Below are 26,664 nucleotides of genomic sequence, written 5' to 3'. Positions count from 1 at the left end.
TGGGGATGCTCCCCATTCAGTGCTTATTTTTTAGCTTTGCTGAGCGCCAATTGGTCATGATTGAGTTGCTGCAAGGCAGAAACATCAATAATCAACGCCACACTGCCATCTCCCATAATTGTGGCAGCAGAGATCCCGGGCACTTTGCGATAGTTACTTTCGATATTTTTCACAACTACCTGATGCTGACCAACTAATTGATCAACCAGTAAGGCATAACGACGACCGGCACTTTGTACAATCACAACAATCCCTTGAGTTGGATCTGTTTTTGCCTCAGGAATATCAAAAACGCGGTATAACTTAATCAGTGGTAAATATTCTCCTCTGACATGCAGTAATTTTTCATCACCAGCCAGTGGATAAATATCTTCTTCCTGCGGTTGAAGAGAACTGACTACCGCGCTCAATGGCAAAATAAACACTTCGTCATTCACTTTCACTGACATACCGTCAAGGATTGCCAGTGTCAGAGGTAACAAAATCCGCGTCACTGTCCCTTTACCGGCCTGGAAGTTAATCTGGATTTGACCACCCATTTCCTGAATATTTCGCTTAACCACGTCCATTCCTACACCGCGGCCAGATACATCCGTTACAACCTCAGCAGTGGAAAAACCAGGCGCGAAAATCAACATGGCAACTTCTTCGTTACTCATGTTTTCACTAACTGATAGCCCTTGTGATATCGCTTTAGCCAGAATTTTTTCGCGATTTAGCCCGGCGCCGTCATCCACGACTTCAATACAGATATTTCCTCCCTGATGTTCAGCAGAAAGTGTCAAGTTGCCTGTTTCAGGTTTACCCACAGCAAGCCGAGCTTCTGGTTCTTCAATACCATGATCCAGACTGTTACGGACTAAATGAGTCAGCGGATCAATAATCCGTTCGATTAAACTCTTATCCAACTCAGTGGAACTGCCAACCAAAGTGAGATCCACTTTTTTATTCAGCTTACTAGCCAGATCCCTGACTAAACGCGGGTAACGACTGAACACATATTCCATTGGCATCATGCGGATAGACATCACAGATTCTTGCAAGTCTCTGGAGTTTCTCTGTAACTGAACCATGCAATTTAGCAAATCACCATGTGAAGTCGGTTCAAGAGCGTTACAGTGCTGAGCCAACATAGATTGGGTAATGACCAGTTCACCAACCAGGTTTATCAGTTGATCAACCTTTTCAACCGCAACCCGAATACTGGAAGATTCTGCCCGTTGACGTGGCGATCCAGCCGGTGGTGTCGGCGCAGGACGCCCGACAGGCGGTGCTGAACCTTTTTCCGACGTAGTTGTTTTAACGACTTTAGCTGTATCCTGATTTTTAACTTTGTCTTTAGGTTCAGCTACCGGCAAAAAAGTGATCTGTTCCGGTTCAATAACAAAACAGAGTACTGCGGTGATATCGTCCTCTGTGGCTGATGTTACCAATGATGCTTCAACACTATCCCTAGTCTGTTCTGCATCATAAACCTCCCCCAGATTACTCAGCTCATCAAGCATCAAAGAAACTTCACGCTCTTTCAGACCAGAAAGGTGAACCCGAACTCTACCTTGCTGGTTTTCAGTCGCAGCAGGCTCCGATTTTAATTCCGGCTCAGATTCAGGCACCTCTGGCGTCACCGCATCTATGATAGACTCAGCCCCGCTTTCATTCTCTTCCTGTACTTCCAATGCAAGCTGGCGCAAAGTCTCACAGATGTAGGTAAACGCACTTTCATCCGGCTCCTGAGAACTTTTATAGGCATCCAACTGTTGCTGCATAATATCTTTCGCTTCTAAAAACAGGTTGATAATATCAGTCGTCAGACTCATTTCATCTCGTCTGGCGCTGTCCAGCAAATTTTCCAAAACATGCGTGGTTTGCTGTAGCTTGATAAAACCAAAAGTCGCAGCGCCACCTTTTATTGAGTGAGCACTACGAAAAATAGCATTCAATTGCTCCTGATCTGGTTCATCAGGATCGAGCTGCAATAGATGCTGCTCCATATCCTCCAGCAATTCGTCTGCTTCATCAAAAAAGGTCTGATAAAACGCGGTAATATCCATTGTTACTTTGTCACCTTAGTCGGTATCACGATTAAGTTCAGCATTTAGGGATGCTGGCTGAGCTGATACTGTGATTTCATTGGACTGTTGTGTTGACCTGCTTTCAGCCGAATCCTTTCCAATCACCTCGTGAATTTCCTTACTATCATTAATAATCAAGGAGTCGCTGCCGGTGTTTTGCTGTTCAATCCGCTCTTCCGCTTGTTTATTGAGCACTAAAATACTGATGCGACGGTTAACCGGCGCGCTGGCATCTTCTTGTTTCAGGCGAACCGTTGCAGCCATGCCAACTACCCGCAATATCTTTCCTTCATCCAGCCCACCTAGCAACAGCTCTCTCCTTGACGCATTCGCCCGATCTGCGGAGAGTTCCCAGTTACTGTAACCACGTTCGCCATTGGCATATTTCAAGTCATCAGTATGACCGGATAAGCTGATTTTATTGGGAATATCGTTCAGAATTGGTGCAATAGCCCGTAAAATGTCACTCATGTAACTTTCAACTTTTGCACTGCCAACCATAAACATTGGCCGGTTTTCCCGGTCAATAATCTGGATACGCAACCCCTCATCCATCATGTCAATCAACAGATGTGGGCGTAATGCTTTAAGGCGAGGATCAGTAATGATCAATTGATCAAGTTGCTCACGCAGCCTATTTAATTTGCGAGCCTCATCATTAGCTTCAACGACTTCAACCTGACGCAGAATATCTCCTTCCTGATGAAGCACATCTTCCCCCCCTCCTGGAATAGGATTGGAGCTATCACTGCTACGCTCCCCTTTATTGATTGCCACTTGTAACGGAGTACGGAAATATTCTGCAATTCGGGTCAGTTCTTGCGGGCTGGAAATTGCCAGCAGCCACATAACCAGAAAAAATGCCATCATGGCGGTCATAAAGTCAGCGTAAGCAATCTTCCATGAACCACCATGATGTTTGACGCCATTTCTTTTACGTCTTTTTACTCTAATGACAGAGACGTTACGCGCCTTCATGCTTGTTCTTCAGTTTCTTGCTGGACTGGTGCTTTTACCCGGCGAACATGTTCTTCCAACTCAGTGAAAGAAGGACGATCTGTGAGGTACAGTGTTTTACGGCCGAATTCAACAGCAATTTGTGGAGCGTAACCATTCAGACTGGATAACAATGTCACTTTAATACATTGCATCATCTTAATGTGTTCACCACTGCGTTGACGTAGCAATGTCGCCAGTGGAGAAATAAAACCATAGGCCAGCAAAATACCAAGAAATGTCCCAACCATTGCATGAGCAATCAGCACACCAAGCTCTCCTGCCGGGCGATCTGCCGAACCCAAAGCATTAACAACCCCCATAACAGCAGCGACAATACCAAAAGCAGGAAGAGAATCTCCAACCATCGTCAAACTGGTTGCCGGGATCTCGCTTTCCTGTTCATAAGTTTCAATTTCTTCATCCATCAAAGCTTCAATTTCATGAGGATTCATATTGCCACTCACAATCAACCGCATGTAGTCAGTGATAAAATCCATCAAATGCTTATCCTTAAGCAAACGCGGATACTGGGTGAAAATATCACTTTGCTGAGGATGTTCGATATCTCGCTCTAATGCTAAGACACCATGCATACGGGATTTTGCTAGCAACCGGAAAAGCAGCGCCATCAGATCCATATACATCACTTTGTTATATTTAGATCTACGCATTACCTTTGGCAAAACCCGCAATGTTGCCTTAATCGCTTTTCCGTTATTACCCACAATAAAAGCACCGATACCAGCACCAGTGATAATTAAAAATTCAGCGGGTTGATAAAGTGCGCCTAAATGACCACCTACAATCAGGTAACCACCGATTACCGCACCAAAAACTACGATATATCCTAAAAGTACTAACACGCGATATCCTTTAGCTAAGTTGGTGAGCGGATGGGAAGTTGAACAGTCTGAATCCAGAATGGTTGTGGTTTCAATACAGGTTACAGGAGAAAAAGTACAAATCTGTAACCTGTAGGAATAATTTTCCCATTTAAATTCATACTGCGTGCTGAGCAAGTCCATCCAGCAGTTGTGAATTAGTATCGGCAGACTGAAAGGAAAGTTTACGTTTTTTTACTGCGCGTGATGGCGGTTGGCAAAGGCTACAAACAAAGCTATTCACAGGTTGATGAGCATGAGTAATAAAAGTTCCACCACAGGTACGGCACTGCGAAGGTTGTAACATACCACTGTCGACAAAACGTACCAGAGTCCAGGCACGAGTCAACGCCAAAACCGGAGAGTCTCCTTCAACAGGGGGACATTGTTCAAGATAGAGTCGATACGCTTTAACAACAGCTTCTACACCTTCACAATAACCACTCTTGAGTAAAAAACGGTAGGCATTATAGAACATCGATGAATGAATATTCTGTTCCCACGTCATAAACCAATCTGTTGAAAAAGGCAGCATCCCTTTGGGCGGGGGACTCCCCCTCAATTCTTTATAAAGCTTAATTAATCGCCCTCTGCTCAATTGTGTTTCACTTTCAAGCATCTGTAACCGTGCCCCCAAAGTGATGAGTTCCATCGCCAACTGTATATCCTTAGCTTCTTGAACTATACTTTTCTCGGCCATCTCTTATGCTCTTTTTTTCACTGACGTATCGTCTTTCGAAGATAACTTCTGAAACAAATGAGTAGATAACAAAATGCCTGTATGTATTTGTTGTAAATCATCCACACGAGATTCCCTAGTAAGCTGCTGAATAGTTTCACTGTCTTCGAACCGGAAATTACAGACTAATTGATTAGTCTCAGCGAGCTTGACCAACTGAGGTAATGTCAATTCAGACAACGTATCAGCCATAGAATCGCTAATACCTAAACGGAACATCGCTGATGCTTTTTCATGGTTAATTAATCGCTGAGCTAAAAGCAAATACGATAAATTTATGTCATAAATATGTTTGAGCAATTCAACCGTACTCATTTCTCTATCCCGTCCGATTACATTAAAAAATCAGTTAAGTGTTCGAAAAACCACTCGTGACAAAATTCCTAAAATAGCTTAGGGATTAATAATCTCTTACATAACTAAAATATACTGGCTTAGTCAGAGTAGTAACCATCCTTTGTATTACTTTTGATTCATCCAACTTCAAAAATATTACGGTAGTGAGCTACAAAAGTATTATTGCGTTACCTGATATAACATTTTTCATTGGCGATTAAGAATATTCTTAATACGGAACAACTTTACTCCTGAATCATCAACTTATACAACGGAAAGAGAGCGCAATTTTAAATACTATGTGACATAACTCACAAAAACAAGGGCTTTTAATATGCATTTAATCGATGAGTTGCTCATTAAACATTCAAACAATTAAATAAAATCCGAATTCTCAATTTTAATAAGTTAAATTATCTAAATAAAAATATTAGATATATTTTTTGATTTTATACGATCTATTAAACTTATAAATTTAAAATAACGATAAAAAATCCCACCCTGAGTCAAACTAACACCCAAAAAGACAGTTTTATCCTTGAGTAACAAGTGTAAACAATAATCTTATTCTGAGATCCGGCATCTCCATTTGTACGATAAAGCAGATTAATTTTATGTAAAATTTGGTTGCAAAAAAGATACTGGTATGATCACTTTTCGTTTAGATTTGTACTTTTTTTAACCCAAAGGCTTAACTAAAAATGTATACCACTACGTTCAGATAACACTAACCATACAAAAATAGCATAAAATACAGTAAGATAATGAATAAAAAAACAACTATAACAACATTTTATTGATTGCATAACAATCAATATCCAGCATAGAGATGACCAGAGAAACCGGTCTATTTCGACTCCTGACAACCCAAATAGCGACAAAAAACATTAGAAAAATTTATCAAAAATCATGCCTTATAATATAACAATACGCAAAATCCTTCGATTGATTACTTTATCTTTTTCATCTTGAATCTTCGTACTTCAAATTAACCATTAATTAAATTTACACATTATCAATATATATATTTTAAAAACATTAGGCATTTTAAACGGATTGAATGTGATTTATTACCCTTAAAACCTGCTTTAAAGTTCCATAAGAGATACAATTCCAACAATAAAATTTTCAAATCACAAAAATATATAACCTTACTAAATATCCATCATAAACTAAATTACCACCATTTATATAATACAAGAAATGGATAGTTTACAGATTAATATTTAAATAAAAAACACACACCATTTCCGAACTCACATATTCTCATAATACAAAAAAAATAAAATATTAAAAGTCATTTTTTCGTCTTTCATTATTTCATATGATATTTACGATCACCATCCCAAAAACATTATTTTCACATATAAAAACATAGCTAATGACGTCATTAGTGTATATCACAAACGTCACTTTTTCATACGATATGAATATATAAAATAATTAACTATACAGAGAAAAAACAATTAATTGATATTTATTGCAAAAATAATTAATAGGAGTAGAAATAAAAAACCAATATAATTTACAACCAAAATAATGAAATTAATAATTATTGGTAACAGAAATACCCTGATATTTCATGAAAAAATGGAAAAAATAGGATTTTGATAAGAAATTTATTACCCATATAAATAGTAGTGATAATTTTCCAAGTAATTATAATTATTCATCAAACATGACAGTTAATGCAACAACCGATTACAACCTAACCTAATCACAGAAAATACTCTCAGAATAAAGGCGCTAAACCCAATAGTTCATCAAACAAAAATGGAATATAGCGATCGAGAATCATTATCAATTATGTAATCAATAACACTGGAAATGCTCCTGTTTTTTAGACAAAACACATCCTTTATACGAGCAATATATGAACAAGAAATATTTTAGAAAGTAACAATTCAATACACTAATCTGGCAGAAATAAAACTCGACAAACAGAATTATTAACTAAAAAAATAACAAATACACACATATATATCTATACAACCCAAAATGCCCCAAGCTAGCTCCTCCAACACTATATAATACCCAATATTTTTAATACCTCATTCATAATGTTCTCCTCAGGAACTGTTTAATCCATTTTATCCCGATATAAAAAAGCCAAGAAATATCATTCATCAGATCTTGTACTAGTAAACGAATATTTTGTACCAGAAAGAATGGAATAAAAGCTCTGCTAATCAACATTGAAAAAACATTACCAAAGTTAAAACTTGCCGTTATATTCAAGCACTTGATAATACTCGCTCTCTTCTCTTAACTACCCCTCATTTACTCCCTTAAGTTCTTACCAAGACTGGTAATACCTATCGCTTTTTTTGCACTATCTGTACCTTTGCTAACAAAAACTCCTACATTAGCGGATCTCAATACCATAACATCATTAATGTTATCATCAAGAAACCAACCGTATACCCGTTCTTTTCAACACAAGATTTTTACGATGCGCAGTTTAAATACCAATTTGATTTCATTTCTCAAGATTTCAGTAGCCATCAGCTCTGTTTGTTAGAATGCTAAAATAACTTTGAATTCTCACCCTACGCCACGACAAATCCTGACACTAATAGCAGTGTTATCCTTGGTAAGAACTCTTGCTACCACTTCACTCTCTCTTAATACAGAAATAACAGAGACTACTCCCATCTCTACTGGCTCAAGGAAAGTTAGTAACTCCTGTAATATCATCACTCTTTCATCACCATAAAGATGACCCGCGTTTTTACTTTATCATCGGATAAATATCGAACTATTAAATTAATGCCCTAAAATCTTGTCTGGTAGTAACCACTGGCTACTTCCATTATTTTTCCACGGCATTCTTCATCAAGCAGAATTATTATCTATTTTACTCTTATATAAGAACAAACTAAGATCATTTCTTCTACTTAACCTTTGAAAATAATTGATATTTTCACTGAAAATTCTGAGCAGTAACGAGCAACTGATGGCAAACCAAATTAAATATCAACTCATCAATTTTTCTGTACCCGCGAATGATACCTATATCAGGTTTACCACGACTAAATTCTGGCATGAGGATAGCAATGTTAACAATCCATCCAGCAACAATGACCAAGGCTAAAAATACTGCATCGAACGACTTTTACTTGGTGAATCCATTAATCAACAATATCATCCAAAATTATTACTGGTATAAAGCAAAGTTGTAATCAAACTAGCTTACGACCAAACGTAATATGAAATCTACAGTCAACGATAGATTTAATTGTAGCAATAGTAACTGTTTGACCAAGATCGGCAAACTACAATGCAATACTGTCACCACTGTTCTAATCAAAATCTGAACAGTTTTGTGTTGTAATTTATCCTTTCCAAAATCACCAGCATATAAATAAAAGCATTACAGGCGAAATATTCACCTTGATTATTCGGAAAATAGTGCTAAATGGTTTCTTAATTACACGTTGCCTAACCGGGAAAACACACCATAGGCAACGCTTGTTTGCTTCTTATGACGAAACACCATTTGTCAATGGTGATTCTGTATCAAACTAGTGATTACTGTTTTGTACAAAAGATTTTCAGATCGGTGGTTCAGAAGCCATTTTCCAGTTTATTGAGCTAACACTCTTTTCCAGACTTATACGACAAACAATTGCTTCTATCTCTTTTTGCTCCGCCAGTGTTGCTAACACTTCAGCACGCACTTCAAATTTTCCAGGCTGAACCCTATCAGCGAAACTCAGTGATTGTAACCTCACAGCTACTCCATTGAGAGCCTGTAATACCAAAGTTCTCACCAGAATTTCGTCATCACTGTCACACACTATGTGAATTTTATAGCACTGTACCTGATCAATGGCCTGCTGCTTGGGTTGTAAATTAATACGTTGAGCGGCTTCACGTAACAATATATTTGCGCAAAGAATGATCGCAGTTGCTATCGCGGCTAGCCAATATTGCCCAAGACCACACAGCACACCAATTCCAGCCGAGCACCACAGGGTTGCTGCGGTATTTAATCCACGAATATTCATGCCTTCGCGCATAATGACACCAGCACCAAGGAAACCAATGCCTGAAACAACTTGCGCAGCAATACGACCGGCGCTATCGGGTGAAGTTGTTATTGAACTAAGGATAAAAACCGCTGCGCCGGTCGCAACTAATGCATTAGTTCTTAAACCTGCCATACGTTGGCGCCATTGGCGCTCAGCACCAATTAATGCACCAAAACACATAGCCGATAATAAATGAAAGACAAAAGGAGTTATTAACATGACATTCTCCATACAACCAAATGGATAAATAATCATGTGCATTTATTTTGCACACAGAAATGTATGCTGAATGTTTAATTCAGCCCTATTTTCTGTCCATACCTGGAGGTAACAAAGCGTAAATATATAACAGCATAATAAAAACCCAATATACTATCTTGGTTACTTAACTAAGTACCAGATAACGCTATTTTTTGAGTAAGTACAGCTCAGATATTTTGAGTGGTACTGCCCGCTTTATTTGGCAAGCAGCAAATCGGAAGGGATAAACAGCTTGCCGTTTTATTGTCTATTTAACTGAAAACTTTGACTGTCCAATGGCTATCTCTCCAATAAAATTTGCACGAAGTATAATCAGGAGTAATTAATAAGTAAAGAAAGATATGACTCTAACCAACAAAAAGCCCACCGCTATAGAAAATAGCGACAGGCTTAAAAAATCATCCAAGCAATCAGATAGCTGTTACGTTTGCTGCTGCTGGACCTTTAGCACCATTTTCAATGGTGAATTCTACGTTCTGGCCTTCTGCCAAAGTTTTGAAACCGTTACCCTGAATGGCAGAGAAGTGAACGAATACGTCTTTGCTACCGTCAGCTGGGGTGATGAAACCGAAGCCTTTAGACTCGTTGAACCACTTCACTTGACCTTTCATTTTGTCAGACATTGTGACTTTCCTATATATCAAAAAAATTTTGCCACCATTGGGCATGTATTGGCCAGTTATATCAGCTATTACTTATGGAGGCACTAAGAAGGAAACGCGTCAACAAAGGCTATCTGAGGATAACACTTACACATAACTCATTAACTCAAGATGTCGTACATAAAGTAGGTCTGTTTATCAGGCCGGCTGCATTAACTCATGATAGAAAAGGAATAGCAACCTTTTTATGCATTGGTTTTTTAAAAAAAATATTTATGCTCACTATTAGAACAACAATTTAACAATTAGAGTTACTCGTTATAAATTTTTTTGATTTATTCAACCATTATCTTAATGAAAGCATTAATGTTAATCTCAGTCAATAACAGTTGGCAGATTAAAATAAGACAACTGATCTACGTAAGATTACCTACCCCATGCTAACCTTAAAGACAAATAGTTATGAAAATATTTCTCTTTTTCTTTGCTTAATCAGGTCAATATATGAATATCATTAAACAGATACTGATTCAGGATCTTGAACGAATCAACATTGAAGAACAACGTGATGGTAAACCTCGTTTTAACAGCCAGTTTATCAGTAACCATCCTTACCTTTGCCTGGCTATGGTTGTATCCTACCTGCTTCTCGCGGCACTTATTTGGTACGCCCCATATTTTAGTTCACTTTCACTGCTAGCCTTTACTGTACTCTTCATTATTATGTCAGCGGTTTTATTATTCGAAATCAAACCAGTGTATCGGTTTGATGATATCGGAGTACTTGATCTACGAGTATGTTACAACGGCGAATGGTTCGTCAGCGAAAAAATCTCAGATTGCGCAATCAAAGAGCTTTGTTCTCATCCCCATGTTCCATTAGCAATAAAAGATGAAATCAAACGTATTATACAAATGAAAGGTGAAATTCATTTTTATGATGTTTATATCATAGCATTTCCTGAACAATCACATATAACAACATCGTTACCGATCATGGGTAGTCGATAATGAACAAAGGTACTCAATTTCAGCAAAATAGCACGGTTATAAAGCAATGCGCTCATATGACAAACAAATAACAAAATAGTACGCTTTTTTGCGTTGACAATGTTTCCATTGATCGCTAATATCCGCCCCGTTCCCAAGAACGATTCCTCCATAGTTCAGTCGGTAGAACGGCGGACTGTTAATCCGTATGTCACTGGTTCAAGTCCAGTTGGAGGAGCCAAATTTAAGTCTAGAGATGCTAAAGAGGATCTCTAGTGTGCATGAAATAGCTAGAAAAAGTAGTTAACATGCAAAAAGCCCAATGTGAATTGGGCTTTTTTCTATGTAAACAGCCACACATTCGTGAGCACCAAGCCAGTTAGTCCAAAACTACCTTGTAAGTTTTCTCTTTAGATTTATGCAATATATTCGCTTCACCAACAAATGATATTTCGTAATGAATTTTCACCAGGCCATTACCTATATAATTAAAGAAATCAATTCCACCCGGTTGACTATCGGCATTTTTTTCAGGATTAATTACAGCTAATTTGAAAACATTATCTTCACTACTTTGTAAAGAATCTATCTTTAATACCAACTGCCCTGCATCCCGATCGTCAGCAGAATATCCTCTTATATGTACTGTACCTTTTTTCAATTGTTTGTCTTTAAGTTTAACATCGCTAACCGAAATATTGATGTCATACTCAATAATACTTTCACCAATTGGTCGACCCCTACTTTCATCATACTCTTCAATGTAAGGTACTTCCAAATCGCGATGGACCTGAACCGTCTCAGAACCTTCATCAAGTTCTACAAGTACACGTTGAACAGCCGAAAATCTAGCAGTACCGCTTTCACTAATAGTATAATAAAGGCTATCATGCTTACCTTCAGTAAGGAGAGCATTTTTTACAGGCAAACTACGAATATCACCACTATTTTGTACACCAGGAACAACTTCAACATTGTTATTATCAAAAACAAATTTCAATTCATGTTTATCTAATATATTGGAATCAGTGAAAAGTACTTTAACTCCTGCTTTTATATCATCACCACTAATGACATTATCATAATGCGCTGGATATACAGGTGCTACCAATCCTACTGATTTCAATTTAAATCGATTCAGAACCGCTTTCGCTACCACACCACCACTCGCATCCGTGACTTCAGCCTCAAAACCAATTGTAGCGTTAACCTTCTGATCTGTTTTAATTTTTACTAATATTTCAAATGCTCTACTAACAGGATTGAATGCGTTATCGCTACTTACAACTTCATATTCGCCCTCATTCAAACCATTCACTACAATTTTACTTTTGTAAGTATCTAATGGTACAGAACCGTCATCATCCTGTAGAACGACATATAATCGCAATGGAACGTCAAACCAATCTTTATGTGAAACCCAGTTAGCGACATCAGTATTAATTAAAAACTTCATGACCTTTCCTCATCTGTTTTATATAAACCACCAGAAAATTAGCCACTCTTTTCGGGGGGATATTATTTTCTTATTTTATATTTAAAATTAATTTCACCTCCTCACCAACTATTTAATTTAAGATATTTTCTGAAATAGTTTTTATTCATTTCATTACATTTATATGCACATACAAATATATTATTAAATTGAGAATATCTTAGTGCACTAGCAGTAAATGAAATTTTATTATCAATGGCAAACCCTTTAATATTCGATCTGGCGTGGATAAAATCATGATTGCCAAATCATAGCTCAGATAACAAATTACTTTTTCAGTTAATAAGTATAAACGAGAAAATCCGATAATAAATATCAAAATACAATAAGTGATCTGTTAAAACAGATAAAATAGGAAAATTACCATTAAATATAAAAATACCATAAATAACCCAAAAATAAAATTATCTGATGTATATTTGATTATATTTTTAATGCTCATGATTAATTATTTTATAAATAGAAAATATAGATGATATTTTCACCATCTAATTATCATAGACAAACATCAGTTAATTCTCATATTTGTTGAACTGAAAAATTTAATCGACTGAAAAATATCATTTTGAACACCAGTTAACCAATCAAACTCAATTTTCACTTTTCCCCTTTGACAAGCCTAAAATACCGAGATATTATGCGCCTCGTTGTCAAGGACAATTCCTCCATAGTTCAGTCGGTAGAACGGCGGACTGTTAATCCGTATGTCACTGGTTCGAGTCCAGTTGGAGGAGCCAAATTCATAAGAAGCCCGCCTAGTGCGGGCTTCTTGCACTCCTAAATTCCACCATTTGCTTACAGCATAATATAATAATTCTGATCAACCTGTTTCCTATAGCATACATCTCCAGCAAATACCCCTTATTCGGCATAAAAACAGATCAATAAGTTTAGTTTGTCAGCAAACAAACCATTTTTGTTATTTTCCGCTTTGACAAAGCAAAAACATACCGTTAATATGCACCCCGTTGTTAAGGAGTTCCTCCATAGTTCAGTCGGTAGAACGGCGGACTGTTAATCCGTATGTCACTGGTTCAAGTCCAGTTGGAGGAGCCAAATTATGAAAATCCCGCTTAATGCGGGATTTTTGCTATTCTGACCTCCCTACTTAATTCTCCACTTCTATTTACTCACAACATAAGCAAAATAATTCTATTCAACTCACGTTAACGGAATAAAATTCCATCAACCCTCAATTAATTAGCATAAAAACACAACAGAAAGTGTATTTTTACAGCAAACAAACTATTTTTATTATTTTCTACTTTGACAAAGCCGAAACATATCACTAATATACGCCTCGTTGTGAAGGAGTTCCTCCATAGTTCAGTCGGTAGAACGGCGGACTGTTAATCCGTATGTCACTGGTTCGAGTCCAGTTGGAGGAGCCAACTTCATTTCTTTTTTTACCCTCATATTTTATTTTTCCCTTTGTTATAAGAAAATCCACCTCTGATTACCCTAACCTAATTGATTTAGTTGATAATTTTGCTAAAAATTATATTCATTAATAGCTATTCGACCATTTTAGCTTTATCATCCATTCCCGGCCTGAATATGCTGAACTCAGCATCTTTCGTTCCTATCATATATACTGGAGCCGGTTTCTCATGACCACTGAATCATACACAATAAAAATCCGCCGCCCTGATGACTGGCACATTCATTTCCGTGATGGTGAAATGCTAAAAACTGTCGTTCCCTATACCAGTCATTACTTTGGCCGAGCTATCGTCATGCCTAATCTGCTTTCGCCGATTACAGAAGTGGTCAGTGCCAAAGCCTATAGGGATAGAATATTGGCAGCCATTCCCGAAGGACATAACTTCCAACCTCTTATGACCTGTTATCTTACTGACACTACCGAAAGCTCTCAGATAGAAATAGGCTATAAAGAAGGCATTTTTACCGCCTGTAAGCTCTACCCTGCCAATGCCACAACCAATTCAAGTCACGGCGTCTCTGATATAAAGAATATTTATCCACTATTAGCAGTGATGGAAAAACTGGGGATGCCTCTGCTCGTTCACGGTGAGGTTACTGCTTCTCATATTGATATTTTTGATCGAGAAGCCCGTTTTATTGAACAAGTTATGGAGCCTGTACGTAACCAGTTCCCAGCACTGAAAGTTGTGTTTGAGCACATAACGACCAAAGAAGCTGCACAATATATACTGGAAAGCGATGACAATCTGGCAGCGACATTAACTCCACAACATCTCATGTTCAATCGCAACCATATGCTGGTTGGCGGGATTCGTCCACACCTGTACTGTCTGCCTGTGCTGAAACGTAATGTGCACCAAGAGGCTTTACGGGCAGCCGTCGCCAGTGGCTGTGATCGCTTCTTCCTGGGCACAGACTCGGCACCACATGCACAACATAGAAAGGAATCCTCCTGTGGTTGTGCCGGCGTTTTTAACGCACCATCAGCGTTACCTGCTTATGCAACCGTGTTTGAAGAGATAAATGCATTACAGCATTTTGAAGCCTTCTGTTCACTTAATGGTCCTAAATTTTACGGGCTGCCTGTCAATGAAGGCTTTATCGAACTGACTCGCAAACCTTCTACCATCATTGAACATATCGATTGCAATGAAGAAAGACTTACTCCATTTTTAGCTGGCGAAGATGCCCGTTGGGATGTGAAAGTAATAGATTGATATAACATGGGGATAGTCATTATCCCCATTAATTTACATAGTTATCAATACACCAACAAATTGACTCATAATTCCTAACAAAAAACCTTCTTACTTTCATTAAAAAGCATATACTAACTAATGACTCATTCGAGAATGAGGTAGTTTGCTCTTAGTCAATGATATTAATAAATAATGCAGTGATCTGATTAGGAGGTTTTATGGGCAGTAAAGATGAGGTTATTCAAACGCATCCTGTTGTAGGTTGGGATGTGAGTACCGTTGATACATATGATGCAATGATGCTACGCCTTCACTATTTGTCCTCCCAAGATCAAACACCAGAACATGTCATGGTAGATCGCACCTTATGGTTGACAACTGACATTGCAAAGCAATTGATATACATCCTCCAGGCAGGAATTGAAAAGATCGAATCTTCAGAATACAGCGATCTAAACCATACGAAACATTAATAATCTTAAACCCGGACACCCGTATAAATGGGTGTCCGGCTAGGAGACACATCAATTCATCTCAAAGATTTTGTCTGGAATACCATATCACTATATAATAATTTCGGATTAAGTTAACTTAACCATCACAATTGCCGAGTTGACTACTAATATATGGGGCGTTTATTGTGAGTTTGGCCAAACAGGAACAGGGATGTACAATAATGAAAATCTTAGTTGTTGAAGAGTGCTATTATACCCGTTCAGGTATCAGCGAATTTTTAAAGCAGAGCGATAATGCTGAAAATCTTGAAATCGTTGACTCGCCTTCAATCAACGAGGCTATAGATATTGTAACTCATTTTTCTCCTGATATCGTTCTGGCTAATTTGACACACTATTGCCATCATGCCAGTTACTGTTCCGATTTACAGAAATTTATTACTCTTATAGATAACACGCGTATATATATATACCTTAATAGCGCTTATCCTTATTGTGACAATCATATTGCATTGAAGGATAATGCTTTTATTCTGGCAAAGAAAAATCTTACCTATCTGCTTAATAAAATTAGCAAAACTACATTGCAGGAAATTCAGAGACATAAAGCGACAGTCGACCAATGTTGCTCTATCTTCAGTCCTCAAGAGCATAAAGTTATCGATTACTGGATGAAAGAAACGCCTAATTACAAGATATCACAAAAGTTAAAGATCAGTAGTAGCACAGTCTATTCCCATAAAAGACACATTACTGAAAAGATGAATGTGCGTAATAGAATTGAACTCTGCTTTATTTACAATGTATTTAAATATCTCTATTAAAGTCTCCTTTAACTAAATCGAATAAGCTGGCACATTGCTCTCTGTGCCAGCGATTAATCACATTATTCAACAGACTGTATTGAAGTACTGCTCAATCCATCCTGTAGGCGATGCCGGGATTTATTAAATATTTTAGCTCCATTTTCACGACCGGCACGGCGAGAACGCTGTTCGGTTTCCGGTAACCTTATTTCTTCTCTGCACGCTTCGCTACAACAGCCTTCAAATTTAGTCGCACACTCTTGGCACTGAATAAATAACAAGTGGCACCCTTCATTCTTACAATTAGTATGACTATCGCAAGACGCACCACATTGATGGCAATGAGCAATCACCTCATCTGAAATACGCTCTCCCATCCGCTCATCAAAGACAAAGTTTTTACCAATAAAACGTACCGGTAATCCCTGTTCCCTCGCTTTACGGGCATATTCGATAATACCGCCCTCTACGTGATAGACGTTTTTAAAGCCATTGTGCAACATATAAGCACTGGCTTTTTCACAACGAATACCACCGGTGCAGTACATTACAATATTTTTATCCTTATTATCCTGCAACATTTCCACCGCCATTGGCAGTTGTTCACGGAACGTATCAGAAGGAATTTCAATTGCATTTTCAAAATGCCCGACTTCATATTCATAGTGATTGCGCATATCGACAAATAGCGTATCAGGATTATCCAGCATCTGGTTGACCTGCTCTGCTTTAAGGTACTCGCCGGTTCTTGATGGATCAAAAGTTTCATCTTCAATCCCATCAGCCACTACGCGGTCACGTACTTTCATACGCAGAACCCAGAAAGATTTCCCATCATCATCCAGAGCAATATTCAGCCTCAAATTATTCAATGCAGGATCAACGCTATACAATAACGCCTTGAATGCTTCCAAATTATGAGTTGGCAGACTTATCTGAGCATTGATCCCTTCTTTCGCAATATAAACCCGGCCAAATACTGAGAGGTCGGTAAATTGTTGATACAAGCTGTTACGAAAAGCCAGAGGATCTAAGATATTAAAATATTTGTAAAAAGAGATGGTAGTACGAGGCTGGGTCTCCGCCAACATACGTGCTTTCAGCTCTCTATTAGAAATGCGGTTGTGTAACACTGGCATGGTGTACTTTCCTGAATTTCAAGTCATAAAATAGGGATGTATAAGTGATAGCCTCCGCTATCAAGCGTAATATGATAACGAAAATGATTTTCAACGAGTAGTCATTTGTAACGCAGCGATAGGAAATCAGTGGTAAAACGGGAGGCGTCCCTCCCATTAGTCGAGCATGCAGCCCTTTGCACACAAGTAATAGGATAGATAAGTCAAACAGCCGACAACCCGCAGGTTTAACTGGCAGTAACTTAATCCTTATCAGGGCTGGAACCAATCATCAGCGCTTTCCCATGTCTCCTGTAGAATCTCTTCAACGGCTTTCCTGTCATCAAGATTGCCGCCACGAACAGATAGCCCATCATGGCTTGCCAGCTTTACATTGGTTTTAATATCAGGCCATCGACGTCTAAGACGGTTATCCAGTTCTTCAGCAAGCGCAGGGACAGCACCTTTTGGCAGTTTTTTAGACTTATCGATAGTGACTTCTACATGCATAATTTTTCCCTCCACAAACAACACTGTTTATATAAACAGTAATATTATCTACATGAATTGTAAATAGCTCTGTAAAACTATTTTAATTTTTATTTATCAGTAAATTATGAACTATCATTCTTTCACCAATGGCAAAACGGGATAATAAATAAGCACACCACCATCGACTAAAATTGAGATCATAAACATTTCACATTTGAAAACTTCGATATCCCGTTAAAAAATGTCACAATAGAGGAACTATTTTTTCCATCTTATTGGAACTATAAAAACCCGAGAATCCATGATACAAGCACCTTCTTTTCAACGTTCACTACTTCATCCCCGTTATTGGCCTACCTGGTTTGGTATCTGTCTGCTTTACTTACTGGTTCTGCTCCCCTATCCCGTTATTTACTGGATAGGCACTCGTCTGGGCAGGTTTTCTATGCGCTTTCTGAAAAAACGAGCCAAAGTTGCCGAAAGAAATCTTGAGCTATGTTTTCCTGATATGTCACAGGAGAAACGCGACGCACTATTAATAAAAAACTTCGAATCCGTCGGAATGGGAATATTTGAAACGGGTATGGCCTGGTTTTGGCCTGACTGGCGGATAGAACGCTGGTTTAAAGTGACTGGGCGAGAAAATATTCAGAAAATTCAAACTACCGGGCAAGGAATTATTGTTATTGGTATCCACTTCCTGACGTTAGAACTCGGCGCCCGTATTCTCGGTTTGCTCAATCCAGGCATTGGCGTCTACCGCCCGAACGATAATCCGGTTATGGATTGGTTACAAACATGGGGACGACTACGCTCCAACAAATACATGTTGGATAGAAAAGATGTCAAGGGCATGATCCGCTGCCTAAAAAATGGCGAAATTGTCTGGTACGCCCCCGATCATGATTACGGCCCGCGAAAAAGTGTATTTGCACCGTTATTTGCTGTTGAACATGCTGCAACAACCACCGGCACTTCAATACTTGTACGTCTCGCTGATCCGGCAATGATCCCATTTACCCCCCGTCGTCTGCCTGAAGGAAAAGGTTATGAACTGATTATTCAACCGGCAGTAGCAGGATTTCCAAAAGACGATGAAGTGAAAGCGGCTGCCTTCATGAACAAAGTCGTAGAACAGGAAATTTTACAAGCACCTGATCAATACATGTGGTTACATCGTCGTTTTAAAACCCGACCCAAGGGTATGCCTTCTCTGTACGGGCAAGCTGATAAAGTCCATTAAATTCATTAACGGCTGCTTCTCAGCCCAAGAAGCAGCCATAATCGCTTTCTCATACCATACAACCCAATAATTGACTATACCCGTCATCTTTCAAGTTGCCTCTTTGTTGGCTGCACTCACTCACCCCGGTCACATAGTTTGCTATGCTCCCGGGGATTCGCTCCCTTGCCGTCGCGATGCATCTTGAAATCCATAGGGTATATCTCATTTCAATGTTGAGGTTATACTTTTTAATTTAATTTATTTCTAATTTTTATATAAAAAATAAGGAGTAATCTAATATTTCCGAATAAATACCAAGTTGACAATCAAATCACTTTACTTTTCCTACCTTTCACTATTACCGTTAATATCTAGCCCTTAAAAAGATGTCTTATATATTATAGTTATTACTTAATTTATTATTTTAAAATACTTTTTCCATAAAAATACATTGAATATAAATAGAAGTAAGTCAATAGGCTTCATCCTCATTTTAACCTATCAATTATGAGAAATGAGATTTATGTCGGATTTTGCTCTGAAAAGTGGAATATAAGTAAGAGATATCCTACTTGTTAATAAAATTGACCGGAAAATATGTTAAAAATATATTAACAAGACATGACATCATTTAATAAAAATGTGGCTTTTTTGTTTGCTCTAAACCTAAATTTGAAAGAGCTTTTTAAAAGCTTTATTTGTCACACACACCGCACTCCTAGAGTGTAGTCTTATAGGAAAACTTAGATGCAATCTTCCATTGACAATACAAAAACCAGAACTTTTTTTGGGCATCCTTACCCATTGAGTTCTTTGTTCTTCACAGAAATGTGGGAACGTTTCTCTTACTACGGCATTCGTCCACTGTTGATCTTATTCATGGCTGCAACCATCTATGATGGTGGTATGGGTATTCCCCGTGAACAGGCCGCTGCCATTGTCGGTATCTTCGCAGGTAGTGTTTATCTGACCGCACTACCCGGTGGTTGGCTGGCGGATAACTGGTTGGGTCAGCGTCAAGCAGTCTGGTATGGTTCGATCATTATTGCATTAGGGCATCTGTCTATCGCTCTTTCCGCTTTCTCGAGTCATCACCTGTTTTTTATCGGTTTACTACTGATCGTATTAGGAACAGGGCTGTTTAAAACCTGTATCACCGTGATGGTCGGCACACTGTATAAAAAAGATGATCCACGCCGTGATGGGGGTTTTTCCCTATTCTACATGGGGATTAATCTCGGTTCCTTTATCTCTCCATTAATTACCGGCTTATTAATTCAAGACTATGGCTGGCATTGGGGTTTTGGTATTGGTGGGCTAGGAATGCTAGTTGCCCTACTGATATTCCGCTTCTACGCGGTTCCCCTGATGCGCCGTTACGACAAAGAGGGTGGATTGGATTCAAACTGGGATCGCCCTACAGTCAAACGTAAAAATGTCGGCAAATGGGTTTTGACCGCTATTCTCTCTATGATGGCGATCATTGCCCTACTTGCCCTCGGTATTATTCCATTTAATCCAGTGGCCGTGGCCAGCACGATGGTCTATGTCATCTCATCCTGTGTAATACTTTACTTTATCTATCTGTTCCTGTTTGCTGGTTTGAGTGGTAGTGACCGTTCCCGTCTGTTAGTTTGTTTTATTCTGTTAGTATCCTCTGCCTTCTTTTGGTCTGCATTCGAGCAAAAACCAACCTCATTTAACCTGTTTGCCAATGATTATACTAACCGCTTAGTGATGGGATTTGAGATCCCAACAGTATGGTTCCAATCAATCAACGCACTATTCATTGTCCTACTGGCCCCCATATTCAGTTGGCTCTGGCCTGCATTGGCCAAAAGTAATATTAACCCAAGCAGTATCAGTAAATTCATTATTGGTATTCTGTTCGGTGCCGGTGGTTTTGGTTTGATGATCCTAGCGGCCCAGAATGTATTAGCAACAGGTGAAACTGTTTCTCCACTCTGGCTGGTCGCAAGTATTCTGTTGCTGACACTCGGTGAACTGTGCCTTAGCCCAATTGGACTCGCAACGGTGACGATACTGGCCCCATCCCCAATGCGCGGTCAGGTCATGGGCTTATGGTTTTGTGCAAATGCTTTGGGTAATCTGGCTGCTGGCCTGATCGGCGGGCATGTACGCGCGGATCGACTGGACAGCCTGCCTGATCTGTTCTCCCGTGTATCTTTGGCTCTAGTTATTTGCGCAGTCGTATTGATGATGTTAGTTGTCCCTATTCGTCGCTTGCTTAACAATGCTGATAAATCAGAAGCAAAAGCTCAATAATATCGATAATCAGCATAAAGCCATCTTATGATTCAGATGGCTTTATGCCCTTAACAACAAATCCATCAATGCACTGCCGTTATGATTGATGGCTTAACTATCTGTTTCACATTCAATGACTCCGCTTGATATGCATGATTACGCACATCCCATAGTTCAACGGCATGCTGAATATTCAGCCAAAACTCTGCGGTGTTCCCCAAAGCCGCTGCCAATTTGATCGCCATAGGAACGGTCAGCGAACCTTTATCATGCACAATCCTGCTTAATGTATTACGGTGAACACCCATAGCTTCCGCAAGCATATTAATTTCAATATTCAAAGGCGCCAGAAACTCACTCACCAATATTTCACCCACTGTCGCAGGGCGACGTTTTGTATTTCTCATTATTATTTCCCTCAGTTTAATAGTTATGAGGATCCAGATATGTATCAACTGCAATACCATCAATCCATTGAAAAATAAGCCTGTATTGCCTGTTTACTCTTATTGAGCACCATCCCCTTAAATAACCATTTAAATGTTCAAAATGGTTTCCCGGAGGGATTCTTAAATCAGCTTCTTTAACCGATGCATCCAGAATTTGTAGTTTTCTGTATAGCGCACGCTGTAAAGATGCAGGTATGCATTTGTGCGGTAAATCCTGTTCGTAAAATCTTTCTAGCCATCTATCCTTGAATTCAACAGCCATAACATCCTCGTTGTTTGTATATTACGCACAATCATATTGTGCATCAAGTCATAAAATGCTGAAAATATCATTTGGCTTTACGCAACCTGGCTGGAGTACAACCATAATGTTGACTAAATGCAAAGGTAAAAGCTGACTGGGAGGCATAACCAGACAGAAAAGCAATGTCAGCCAGAGTCCTATCACTGTAAGCCAACAAGTTATAGGCAAATTCCATCCGACATGTTTTCAAATAAGCCATTGGACTCATCCCTGTCGCCATAAACAGTTTACGACGCAAGGTACTGGCAGATACTGCGCAAATATCAGCCATATCCATCACCGTCACTTTCTCATGCAGACGCCCAACAAGCCCCTGACGCAGTTTGACTATCAACGTTGAAGACGAGCCTACTTGTGGTAGTTGAGCAAGCAGCAAACGGGCAGCATCAGCGTGATTAGCGGGTGGCTGAGGGTAATCATGCAACCACTTAATAAGAGCAAGGGCAGAATCAGGTAAGGGTTGCCAGAAAGAATCACTATGTAATTGATTAAACAGTGCCGAAGGCAACTCCAGCACCAATTGCTGATTTTCACCACTAGCGAAAAAGCTGTGTTTCGCATCCGGTGGGATCATAACAACATTTCCAAAACTAACGGTACTTTGTTGTCCTTCTACGTTTAACTCAAGTTGTCCGTTATAGCCAAAAACGAACTGCCATAACCCTTGGTGGCTATGGCTAATTGTTTCAGCAGAATACTGGCGTAAATGTAATGAAGGTAATTGAACAGCCATATTTATTGTCGCTGATTAAAATACACTCCATTTATTCGACAACAAAATAGCTTGGTTTACAATAACTTATGACCATTCGGGACAGGAAGAGTAAATTCTGCGATCACCACCGCACCATTTTCATCCATACTGCCGGTTAACAACACCTCTGATTTAACACCAGCAATCCGTTTTGGTGGAAAATTGCATACACAAAGAACCTGACGGCCAATTAATTGTTCAGGTATGTAATGCACAGTTATCTGGGCGCTTGAACTTTTAACGCCCAACTCGCCAAGATCAATTTGTAATTTATAGGCAGGTTTGCTGGCTTTAGGATTCAATTCTACTGAAATAATTGTGCCAACCCGCATATCGACTTTCTCAAAGTCAGCCCACTCGATTTGTTCCATATATTCTTCTCCTTTAGTGCGAAGTGATTATATTCACATGCTATTGGAGAAAATTCTTTCGAAAGAGCGTCAATAATTGTCGACAAACTGCCTATTTTTTCCGACAGGTCATTCACTTCACTATCGAGTTGCTTTAAGTCACGGTTATTCCCGATCAAAAAAGTTATCTCTGGTCATACCGTTATTCTCTTTAATACGCGCAGCACGTTCAATATCCTGACGGATTTTCTCATTGACACGATCATTAAACTCTCGACTCTTCCGATTAGATTCATCTTCTCGTAACTGCCTTGCCAGTTCCCGTTTCTCCGCCGCTTGATTATCTGCAATGAGTTCATTCACATCCCAATGCTCGGATTTAAGATTTTCCCGTTTTTTTAAATACTCCTCAGATGGCTTATTATCAACTGGAATATCACTTTTATAATCAAAATTTGAGGCAAATGCCTGGAAAGAAATTGCAGATAAAACAGCAAAAACGTAACGCGATCCTTTAATCATCCTATTGTCCCTCTTCAAAACCATAACTTCGCACAACCATTAAATAATTATTGCCAATAGGAATCAATAGCATTTAGACACAACAAGAGGATTATCCACATCAGGTTTATATTTTATTGAAATTGAGCTTCTAGCAACCCGTTAGAATTAACCCGCCAAAATATGCGGGCTATGAGTCATTAATAAAATTAATCCAGAAATACAAGATAATTAAATCGGGTTTCCTTGCCGATAAGCCAGAGCAACTGCCAAAGATTGCACTAAACACAACGTAGCAGACTGAGAACGGAATGCATCCACCTGTGCTTCTTTAACCACAAAACAAACATCACTAAAACTGGCAAGCGGGCTAATCTGGCTATCGGTAATCACAATCTGTTTTGCCCCGGCTTTCGCCGCCCGTTCACTGACCATCAGGGTTTCTTCTGCATAAGGGGTAAAACTGATTGAAACGACAACATCTTTTTCCCCAATTAAATTAATCTGCTCCCTAAACATTCCTCCCAAACCATCCACGAGTAAAGGGCGACACTCCAAGTGGTTCAATGCATAAGAAAGATAAGCCGCCACACTAAAAGAACGGCGCAGTCCAATAATGTAAATATTCTTAGCTTGAGCCAATAAGTCTACGGCGTTCCTTAAATCTTCGGGGGCCGTTCTGGCAGCGAGCTGCTGCATAGCCTGCACATTTGAACGAGCAAATTCCTGCAAAATATGCTGAGGATCTTCCGGCGGCTCCTGTTCGCCATCCAATTCCCGAAATAACCTGGCCCGGTCTGCATAACTGGCGGTTTCTTCCACCATATGCATGCGGAATAGCTGTTTCATTTCATTAAAACCACTGAAATCAAACGCATTAGCGAAACGAATTAATGTTGATGGAGGAACATCAGCTTCTTTGGCAATCACAGCAACAGTATCAAAAGCGACACTATTGGTATTATCCAGCACATATCGAGCTACTTGTTGCAGGCGTTTACTCAATTCACTATAGCGTGAACGGACTTGTTCTTGAAACTCATTCAGATTCGATGCGACAGACATAAATCCCCCATAAAATTTATCGCCAGCAATTGTAATCGTTTTGCAGTATAAGCTGAATCATATTTCATTTTTATAGTTAAAAATGAAACACATAATCCATTCATTGTAATGATTTATTATTATCACTATATTGATTAACATCTAATTAGTCACCTAATTATCGGTAATTCATAAAAACTTTACTCTGATCACACTAATTGCCTTTTATTCCAAATCATATTGAAAATAAAATAAATATTTCATATACCTATTATCAAAGTTTCTGATTCAGTACTAACATCAAATCCGCAAAAGAGGCTCAGAATGGAACAAGTACAGAATTACGTTAATGGGCAACTCATTCCTAGTCATAGCACCCGCTTTTCTCCAGTTTTTAATCCAGCGACGGGAAAACAGATACGCCAGGTAACATTAAGCACAGCCCATGAAGTTGAACAAGCAATTGAAGCCGCTCATCAGGCTTACAGTGAATGGTCTAAGGTTTCACCTCTCAAACGTGCTCGTGTCATGTTCCAGTTCAAGACATTGCTGGAAACCAATATAGACAAACTGGCGCGATTGATTTCAGAAGAACATGGAAAAATCTATTCAGATGCCATCGGTGAATTAACTCGCGGTCTGGAAGTGGTTGAGTTTGCCTGTGGCATTCCTCATCTACAAAAAGGTGAACATTCAGCTAATACCGGAACAGGTATAGACAGCCATTCATTAATGCAGCCTTTAGGCGTTTGTGCCGGCATTACCCCTTTCAACTTCCCGGCAATGGTTCCTATGTGGATGTTTCCTATCGCATTAGCGACAGGGAATACTTTCGTATTGAAGCCTTCAGAAAAAGATCCTTCTCTCGCGATTGAATTAGCAATATTACTTAAACAATCCGGTTTACCCGATGGCGTATTTAATGTTGTCAACGGCGATAAAGAAGCCGTTGATGTACTACTAACAGATCCACGTGTACAAGCTGTCAGCTTTGTTGGCTCGACTCCTGTCGCTGAATATATCTACACTACCGCCTCAGCTCACGGGAAACGCTGTCAGGCTCTGGGTGGTGCAAAAAATCACTGTATTCTGATGCCAGATGCCGACCTTGATATGGCCAGCAATGCTATTACAGGCGCGGCTTTTGGCGCAGCCGGCGAACGTTGCATGGCATTGTCTGTTGTATTGGCGGTTGGGGATGAAACGGCAGATGCATTAATTGAAAAATTACGTCAACAGATCAGCAAAATGTCTGTCGGTCCCGGTATTGTCGCAACGAAAGAAAACGATATGGGACCCGTTATCTCTGCCCAACACCAAGCTAAAATCTGTGATTACATCGATAGTGGCGAAAAACAGGGGGCTAGTCTGTTAATTGATGGCCGTCAACTCAAGGTTTCGGGTTATGAAAATGGCTATTTTATTGGCCCGACGCTGTTTGATAACGTCACGCCAGAGATGAAAATCTATCAAGAAGAGATCTTCGGCCCCGTTCTATCAATTGTCCGTGTACCCGATTATGCCACCGCATTAACATTAATTAACGTCCATCAATATGGTAATGGTACCGCGATATTCACCCGCGACGGAGAAACTGCTCGCCAGTTTAGCGAAGATGTACAAGCAGGTATGGTAGGCGTCAATATCCCCATTCCGGTACCAATGGCCTTCCACAGCTTCGGTGGCTGGAAACGCTCAATTTTTGGTCCGCTTAACGTTCACGGTAATGATGGCGTTCGCTTCTACACCCGCATGAAAACCGTTACCAGCCGCTGGCCGGCAAGTATCAGGTTAGAACATCATTCCAGCAGTTTTGTGATGCCAACAATGGAATAAAATGGAGT

The 26,664-nt window shown here is 39.3% G+C and carries 25 protein-coding genes and 4 tRNA genes; 12 read left to right on the top strand and 17 right to left on the bottom strand.

Going from position 1 to position 26,664, the window contains the following annotated elements; genetic code table 11:
* Positions 1-23 precede the first annotated feature (23 nt).
* From cheA to EAE93_RS01585, 6 genes are all read right to left on the bottom strand, one after another.
* Entirely contained in the window at positions 24-2,051 is a 2,028-nt protein-coding gene (gene cheA, locus EAE93_RS01610; protein WP_036807318.1) for a chemotaxis protein CheA, read from the bottom strand.
* Positions 2,052-2,066: 15 nt separating this feature from the next.
* A complete protein-coding gene (motB, locus tag EAE93_RS01605) occupies positions 2,067-3,050 on the bottom strand; it encodes a flagellar motor protein MotB (RefSeq protein WP_036807315.1) in 984 nt (327 codons plus the stop codon).
* Entirely contained in the window at positions 3,047-3,934 is an 888-nt protein-coding gene (gene motA, locus EAE93_RS01600; protein ID WP_036775785.1) for a flagellar motor stator protein MotA, read from the bottom strand. The genes motB and motA overlap by 4 nt, the downstream gene beginning before the upstream one ends.
* A 136-nt stretch (positions 3,935-4,070) precedes the next feature.
* On the bottom strand, positions 4,071-4,652 hold the full coding sequence (gene flhC / locus EAE93_RS01595) for a flagellar transcriptional regulator FlhC (protein ID WP_105398504.1): 582 nt from the start codon (positions 4,650-4,652) through the stop codon (positions 4,071-4,073).
* 3 nt (positions 4,653-4,655) lie between these two features.
* Positions 4,656-5,006 (bottom strand): flagellar transcriptional regulator FlhD, encoded by a 351-nt coding sequence (gene flhD / locus EAE93_RS01590; RefSeq protein ID WP_036775787.1) that lies wholly within the window; start codon positions 5,004-5,006, stop codon positions 4,656-4,658.
* Positions 5,007-7,571: 2,565 nt separating this feature from the next.
* Positions 7,572-7,727 carry a hypothetical protein gene (locus tag EAE93_RS01585; RefSeq protein WP_157297573.1) on the bottom strand — a complete coding sequence of 52 codons (156 nt, stop codon included), beginning with the start codon at positions 7,725-7,727 and terminating at the stop codon, positions 7,572-7,574.
* 256 nt (positions 7,728-7,983) lie between these two features.
* Between EAE93_RS01585 and EAE93_RS01580 the strand changes: the two genes are divergently transcribed.
* On the top strand, positions 7,984-8,121 hold the full coding sequence (locus tag EAE93_RS01580; protein ID WP_157297572.1) for a hypothetical protein: 138 nt from the start codon (positions 7,984-7,986) through the stop codon (positions 8,119-8,121).
* Positions 8,122-8,581: 460 nt separating this feature from the next.
* Here EAE93_RS01580 and EAE93_RS01575 read toward each other — a convergent pair whose 3' ends face one another.
* Both EAE93_RS01575 and cspE read right to left on the bottom strand, forming a co-directional pair.
* Positions 8,582-9,280: an MgtC family protein gene (locus tag EAE93_RS01575; RefSeq protein WP_036807306.1), complete on the bottom strand. Its 699-nt coding sequence runs from the start codon at positions 9,278-9,280 to the stop codon at positions 8,582-8,584.
* A gap of 452 nt (positions 9,281-9,732) precedes the next feature.
* Positions 9,733-9,945 carry a transcription antiterminator/RNA stability regulator CspE gene (cspE, locus tag EAE93_RS01570; protein WP_010847246.1) on the bottom strand — a complete coding sequence of 71 codons (213 nt, stop codon included), beginning with the start codon at positions 9,943-9,945 and terminating at the stop codon, positions 9,733-9,735.
* A gap of 483 nt (positions 9,946-10,428) precedes the next feature.
* Here cspE and EAE93_RS01565 point away from each other — a divergent pair, with 483 nt between their 5' ends.
* Both EAE93_RS01565 and EAE93_RS01560 read left to right on the top strand, forming a co-directional pair.
* Positions 10,429-10,935 (top strand): YlaC family protein, encoded by a 507-nt coding sequence (locus EAE93_RS01565; RefSeq protein ID WP_214038933.1) that lies wholly within the window; start codon positions 10,429-10,431, stop codon positions 10,933-10,935.
* A 144-nt stretch (positions 10,936-11,079) separates the two neighbouring features.
* Positions 11,080-11,155 (top strand) — tRNA-Asn (locus tag EAE93_RS01560).
* Between the two features lie 138 nt (positions 11,156-11,293).
* On the opposite strand, the gene EAE93_RS01555 is transcribed toward EAE93_RS01560, so the two are convergent.
* On the bottom strand, positions 11,294-12,370 hold the full coding sequence (locus EAE93_RS01555) for a hypothetical protein (protein WP_214038932.1): 1,077 nt from the start codon (positions 12,368-12,370) through the stop codon (positions 11,294-11,296).
* Between the two features lie 700 nt (positions 12,371-13,070).
* Between EAE93_RS01555 and EAE93_RS01550 the strand changes: the two genes are divergently transcribed.
* From EAE93_RS01550 to EAE93_RS01525, 6 genes are all read left to right on the top strand, one after another.
* Positions 13,071-13,146: transfer RNA gene (locus EAE93_RS01550), tRNA-Asn, on the top strand.
* 243 nt (positions 13,147-13,389) lie between these two features.
* A tRNA-Asn gene (locus EAE93_RS01545) sits at positions 13,390-13,465 on the top strand.
* 259 nt (positions 13,466-13,724) lie between these two features.
* Positions 13,725-13,800: transfer RNA gene (locus EAE93_RS01540), tRNA-Asn, on the top strand.
* Positions 13,801-14,019: 219 nt separating this feature from the next.
* On the top strand, positions 14,020-15,072 hold the full coding sequence (gene pyrC, locus EAE93_RS01535; protein WP_214038931.1) for a dihydroorotase: 1,053 nt from the start codon (positions 14,020-14,022) through the stop codon (positions 15,070-15,072).
* Positions 15,073-15,272: 200 nt separating this feature from the next.
* Positions 15,273-15,527 (top strand): biofilm formation regulator BssS, encoded by a 255-nt coding sequence (bssS, locus tag EAE93_RS01530; RefSeq protein WP_036775794.1) that lies wholly within the window; start codon positions 15,273-15,275, stop codon positions 15,525-15,527.
* Between the two features lie 203 nt (positions 15,528-15,730).
* Positions 15,731-16,333 carry a response regulator transcription factor gene (locus EAE93_RS01525; protein WP_036775796.1) on the top strand — a complete coding sequence of 201 codons (603 nt, stop codon included), beginning with the start codon at positions 15,731-15,733 and terminating at the stop codon, positions 16,331-16,333.
* A 62-nt stretch (positions 16,334-16,395) separates the two neighbouring features.
* Here EAE93_RS01525 and trhO read toward each other — a convergent pair whose 3' ends face one another.
* Positions 16,396-17,454: an oxygen-dependent tRNA uridine(34) hydroxylase TrhO gene (trhO, locus tag EAE93_RS01520; protein WP_040152358.1), complete on the bottom strand. Its 1,059-nt coding sequence runs from the start codon at positions 17,452-17,454 to the stop codon at positions 16,396-16,398.
* Between the two features lie 252 nt (positions 17,455-17,706).
* Positions 17,707-17,943, bottom strand: coding sequence for a DinI family protein (locus tag EAE93_RS01515; protein ID WP_036807294.1), 237 nt, complete (start codon positions 17,941-17,943; stop codon positions 17,707-17,709).
* 283 nt (positions 17,944-18,226) lie between these two features.
* Between EAE93_RS01515 and EAE93_RS01510 the strand changes: the two genes are divergently transcribed.
* Together EAE93_RS01510 and EAE93_RS01505 are read left to right on the top strand one after the other, a co-directional pair.
* Positions 18,227-19,168, top strand: coding sequence for a Kdo(2)-lipid IV(A) acyltransferase (locus tag EAE93_RS01510; protein WP_040152354.1), 942 nt, complete (start codon positions 18,227-18,229; stop codon positions 19,166-19,168).
* 729 nt (positions 19,169-19,897) lie between these two features.
* A complete protein-coding gene (locus EAE93_RS01505) occupies positions 19,898-21,436 on the top strand; it encodes a peptide MFS transporter (RefSeq protein WP_214038930.1) in 1,539 nt (512 codons plus the stop codon).
* A 65-nt stretch (positions 21,437-21,501) separates the two neighbouring features.
* Here EAE93_RS01505 and EAE93_RS01500 read toward each other — a convergent pair whose 3' ends face one another.
* From EAE93_RS01500 to EAE93_RS01475, 6 genes are all read right to left on the bottom strand, one after another.
* Complete coding sequence (locus EAE93_RS01500; RefSeq protein ID WP_046394395.1) at positions 21,502-21,825, bottom strand: HigA family addiction module antitoxin; 324 nt, start codon at positions 21,823-21,825, stop codon at positions 21,502-21,504.
* A 16-nt stretch (positions 21,826-21,841) separates the two neighbouring features.
* Positions 21,842-22,129, bottom strand: a complete 288-nt coding sequence (locus EAE93_RS01495; protein WP_046394394.1) for a type II toxin-antitoxin system RelE/ParE family toxin — start codon at positions 22,127-22,129, stop codon at positions 21,842-21,844.
* Between the two features lie 67 nt (positions 22,130-22,196).
* Complete coding sequence (locus tag EAE93_RS01490) at positions 22,197-22,904, bottom strand: helix-turn-helix domain-containing protein (RefSeq protein WP_214038929.1); 708 nt, start codon at positions 22,902-22,904, stop codon at positions 22,197-22,199.
* A gap of 56 nt (positions 22,905-22,960) precedes the next feature.
* On the bottom strand, positions 22,961-23,296 hold the full coding sequence (locus tag EAE93_RS01485) for a tRNA-binding protein (protein WP_040152347.1): 336 nt from the start codon (positions 23,294-23,296) through the stop codon (positions 22,961-22,963).
* 144 nt (positions 23,297-23,440) lie between these two features.
* Positions 23,441-23,797 carry a hypothetical protein gene (locus EAE93_RS01480; protein WP_214038928.1) on the bottom strand — a complete coding sequence of 119 codons (357 nt, stop codon included), beginning with the start codon at positions 23,795-23,797 and terminating at the stop codon, positions 23,441-23,443.
* A 210-nt stretch (positions 23,798-24,007) separates the two neighbouring features.
* The gene (locus EAE93_RS01475; RefSeq protein ID WP_036775810.1) at positions 24,008-24,841 is read right to left on the bottom strand and encodes a MurR/RpiR family transcriptional regulator; all 834 of its coding nucleotides are present in this window, start codon (positions 24,839-24,841) and stop codon (positions 24,008-24,010) included.
* 303 nt (positions 24,842-25,144) lie between these two features.
* On the opposite strand from EAE93_RS01475, the gene EAE93_RS01470 reads away from it, so the two are divergent.
* Positions 25,145-26,656 (top strand): CoA-acylating methylmalonate-semialdehyde dehydrogenase, encoded by a 1,512-nt coding sequence (locus EAE93_RS01470; protein WP_110090317.1) that lies wholly within the window; start codon positions 25,145-25,147, stop codon positions 26,654-26,656.
* Positions 26,657-26,664 lie beyond the last annotated feature (8 nt).

This window comes from Photorhabdus akhurstii (assembly GCF_018448925.1).
Classification (GTDB): domain Bacteria; phylum Pseudomonadota; class Gammaproteobacteria; order Enterobacterales; family Enterobacteriaceae; genus Photorhabdus; species Photorhabdus akhurstii.
The sequence above is the reverse complement of the archived record's forward strand: the minus strand, read 5'-3'. Positions and strand labels throughout refer to the sequence as shown.

Excerpts from the sequence above, each read along its gene's own strand:
- cheA (WP_036807318.1), bottom strand. The coding sequence starts at position 2,051 with ATGGATATTACCGCGTTTTATCAGACCTTTTTTGATGAAGCAGACGAA.
- motB (WP_036807315.1), bottom strand. The coding sequence starts at position 3,050 with ATGAAGGCGCGTAACGTCTCTGTCATTAGAGTAAAAAGACGTAAAAGA.
- flhC (WP_105398504.1), bottom strand. The coding sequence starts at position 4,652 with ATGGCCGAGAAAAGTATAGTTCAAGAAGCTAAGGATATACAGTTGGCG.
- flhD (WP_036775787.1), bottom strand. The coding sequence starts at position 5,006 with ATGAGTACGGTTGAATTGCTCAAACATATTTATGACATAAATTTATCG.
- EAE93_RS01580 (WP_157297572.1), top strand. The coding sequence starts at position 7,984 with ATGGCAAACCAAATTAAATATCAACTCATCAATTTTTCTGTACCCGCG.
- EAE93_RS01575 (WP_036807306.1), bottom strand. The coding sequence starts at position 9,280 with ATGTTAATAACTCCTTTTGTCTTTCATTTATTATCGGCTATGTGTTTT.
- cspE (WP_010847246.1), bottom strand. The coding sequence starts at position 9,945 with ATGTCTGACAAAATGAAAGGTCAAGTGAAGTGGTTCAACGAGTCTAAA.
- EAE93_RS01565 (WP_214038933.1), top strand. The coding sequence starts at position 10,429 with ATGAATATCATTAAACAGATACTGATTCAGGATCTTGAACGAATCAAC.
- EAE93_RS01555 (WP_214038932.1), bottom strand. The coding sequence starts at position 12,370 with ATGAAGTTTTTAATTAATACTGATGTCGCTAACTGGGTTTCACATAAA.
- pyrC (WP_214038931.1), top strand. The coding sequence starts at position 14,020 with ATGACCACTGAATCATACACAATAAAAATCCGCCGCCCTGATGACTGG.
- bssS (WP_036775794.1), top strand. The coding sequence starts at position 15,273 with ATGGGCAGTAAAGATGAGGTTATTCAAACGCATCCTGTTGTAGGTTGG.
- EAE93_RS01525 (WP_036775796.1), top strand. The coding sequence starts at position 15,731 with ATGAAAATCTTAGTTGTTGAAGAGTGCTATTATACCCGTTCAGGTATC.
- trhO (WP_040152358.1), bottom strand. The coding sequence starts at position 17,454 with ATGCCAGTGTTACACAACCGCATTTCTAATAGAGAGCTGAAAGCACGT.
- EAE93_RS01515 (WP_036807294.1), bottom strand. The coding sequence starts at position 17,943 with ATGCATGTAGAAGTCACTATCGATAAGTCTAAAAAACTGCCAAAAGGT.
- EAE93_RS01510 (WP_040152354.1), top strand. The coding sequence starts at position 18,227 with ATGATACAAGCACCTTCTTTTCAACGTTCACTACTTCATCCCCGTTAT.
- EAE93_RS01505 (WP_214038930.1), top strand. The coding sequence starts at position 19,898 with ATGCAATCTTCCATTGACAATACAAAAACCAGAACTTTTTTTGGGCAT.
- EAE93_RS01500 (WP_046394395.1), bottom strand. The coding sequence starts at position 21,825 with ATGAGAAATACAAAACGTCGCCCTGCGACAGTGGGTGAAATATTGGTG.
- EAE93_RS01495 (WP_046394394.1), bottom strand. The coding sequence starts at position 22,129 with ATGGCTGTTGAATTCAAGGATAGATGGCTAGAAAGATTTTACGAACAG.
- EAE93_RS01490 (WP_214038929.1), bottom strand. The coding sequence starts at position 22,904 with ATGGCTGTTCAATTACCTTCATTACATTTACGCCAGTATTCTGCTGAA.
- EAE93_RS01485 (WP_040152347.1), bottom strand. The coding sequence starts at position 23,296 with ATGGAACAAATCGAGTGGGCTGACTTTGAGAAAGTCGATATGCGGGTT.
- EAE93_RS01480 (WP_214038928.1), bottom strand. The coding sequence starts at position 23,797 with ATGATTAAAGGATCGCGTTACGTTTTTGCTGTTTTATCTGCAATTTCT.
- EAE93_RS01475 (WP_036775810.1), bottom strand. The coding sequence starts at position 24,841 with ATGTCTGTCGCATCGAATCTGAATGAGTTTCAAGAACAAGTCCGTTCA.
- EAE93_RS01470 (WP_110090317.1), top strand. The coding sequence starts at position 25,145 with ATGGAACAAGTACAGAATTACGTTAATGGGCAACTCATTCCTAGTCAT.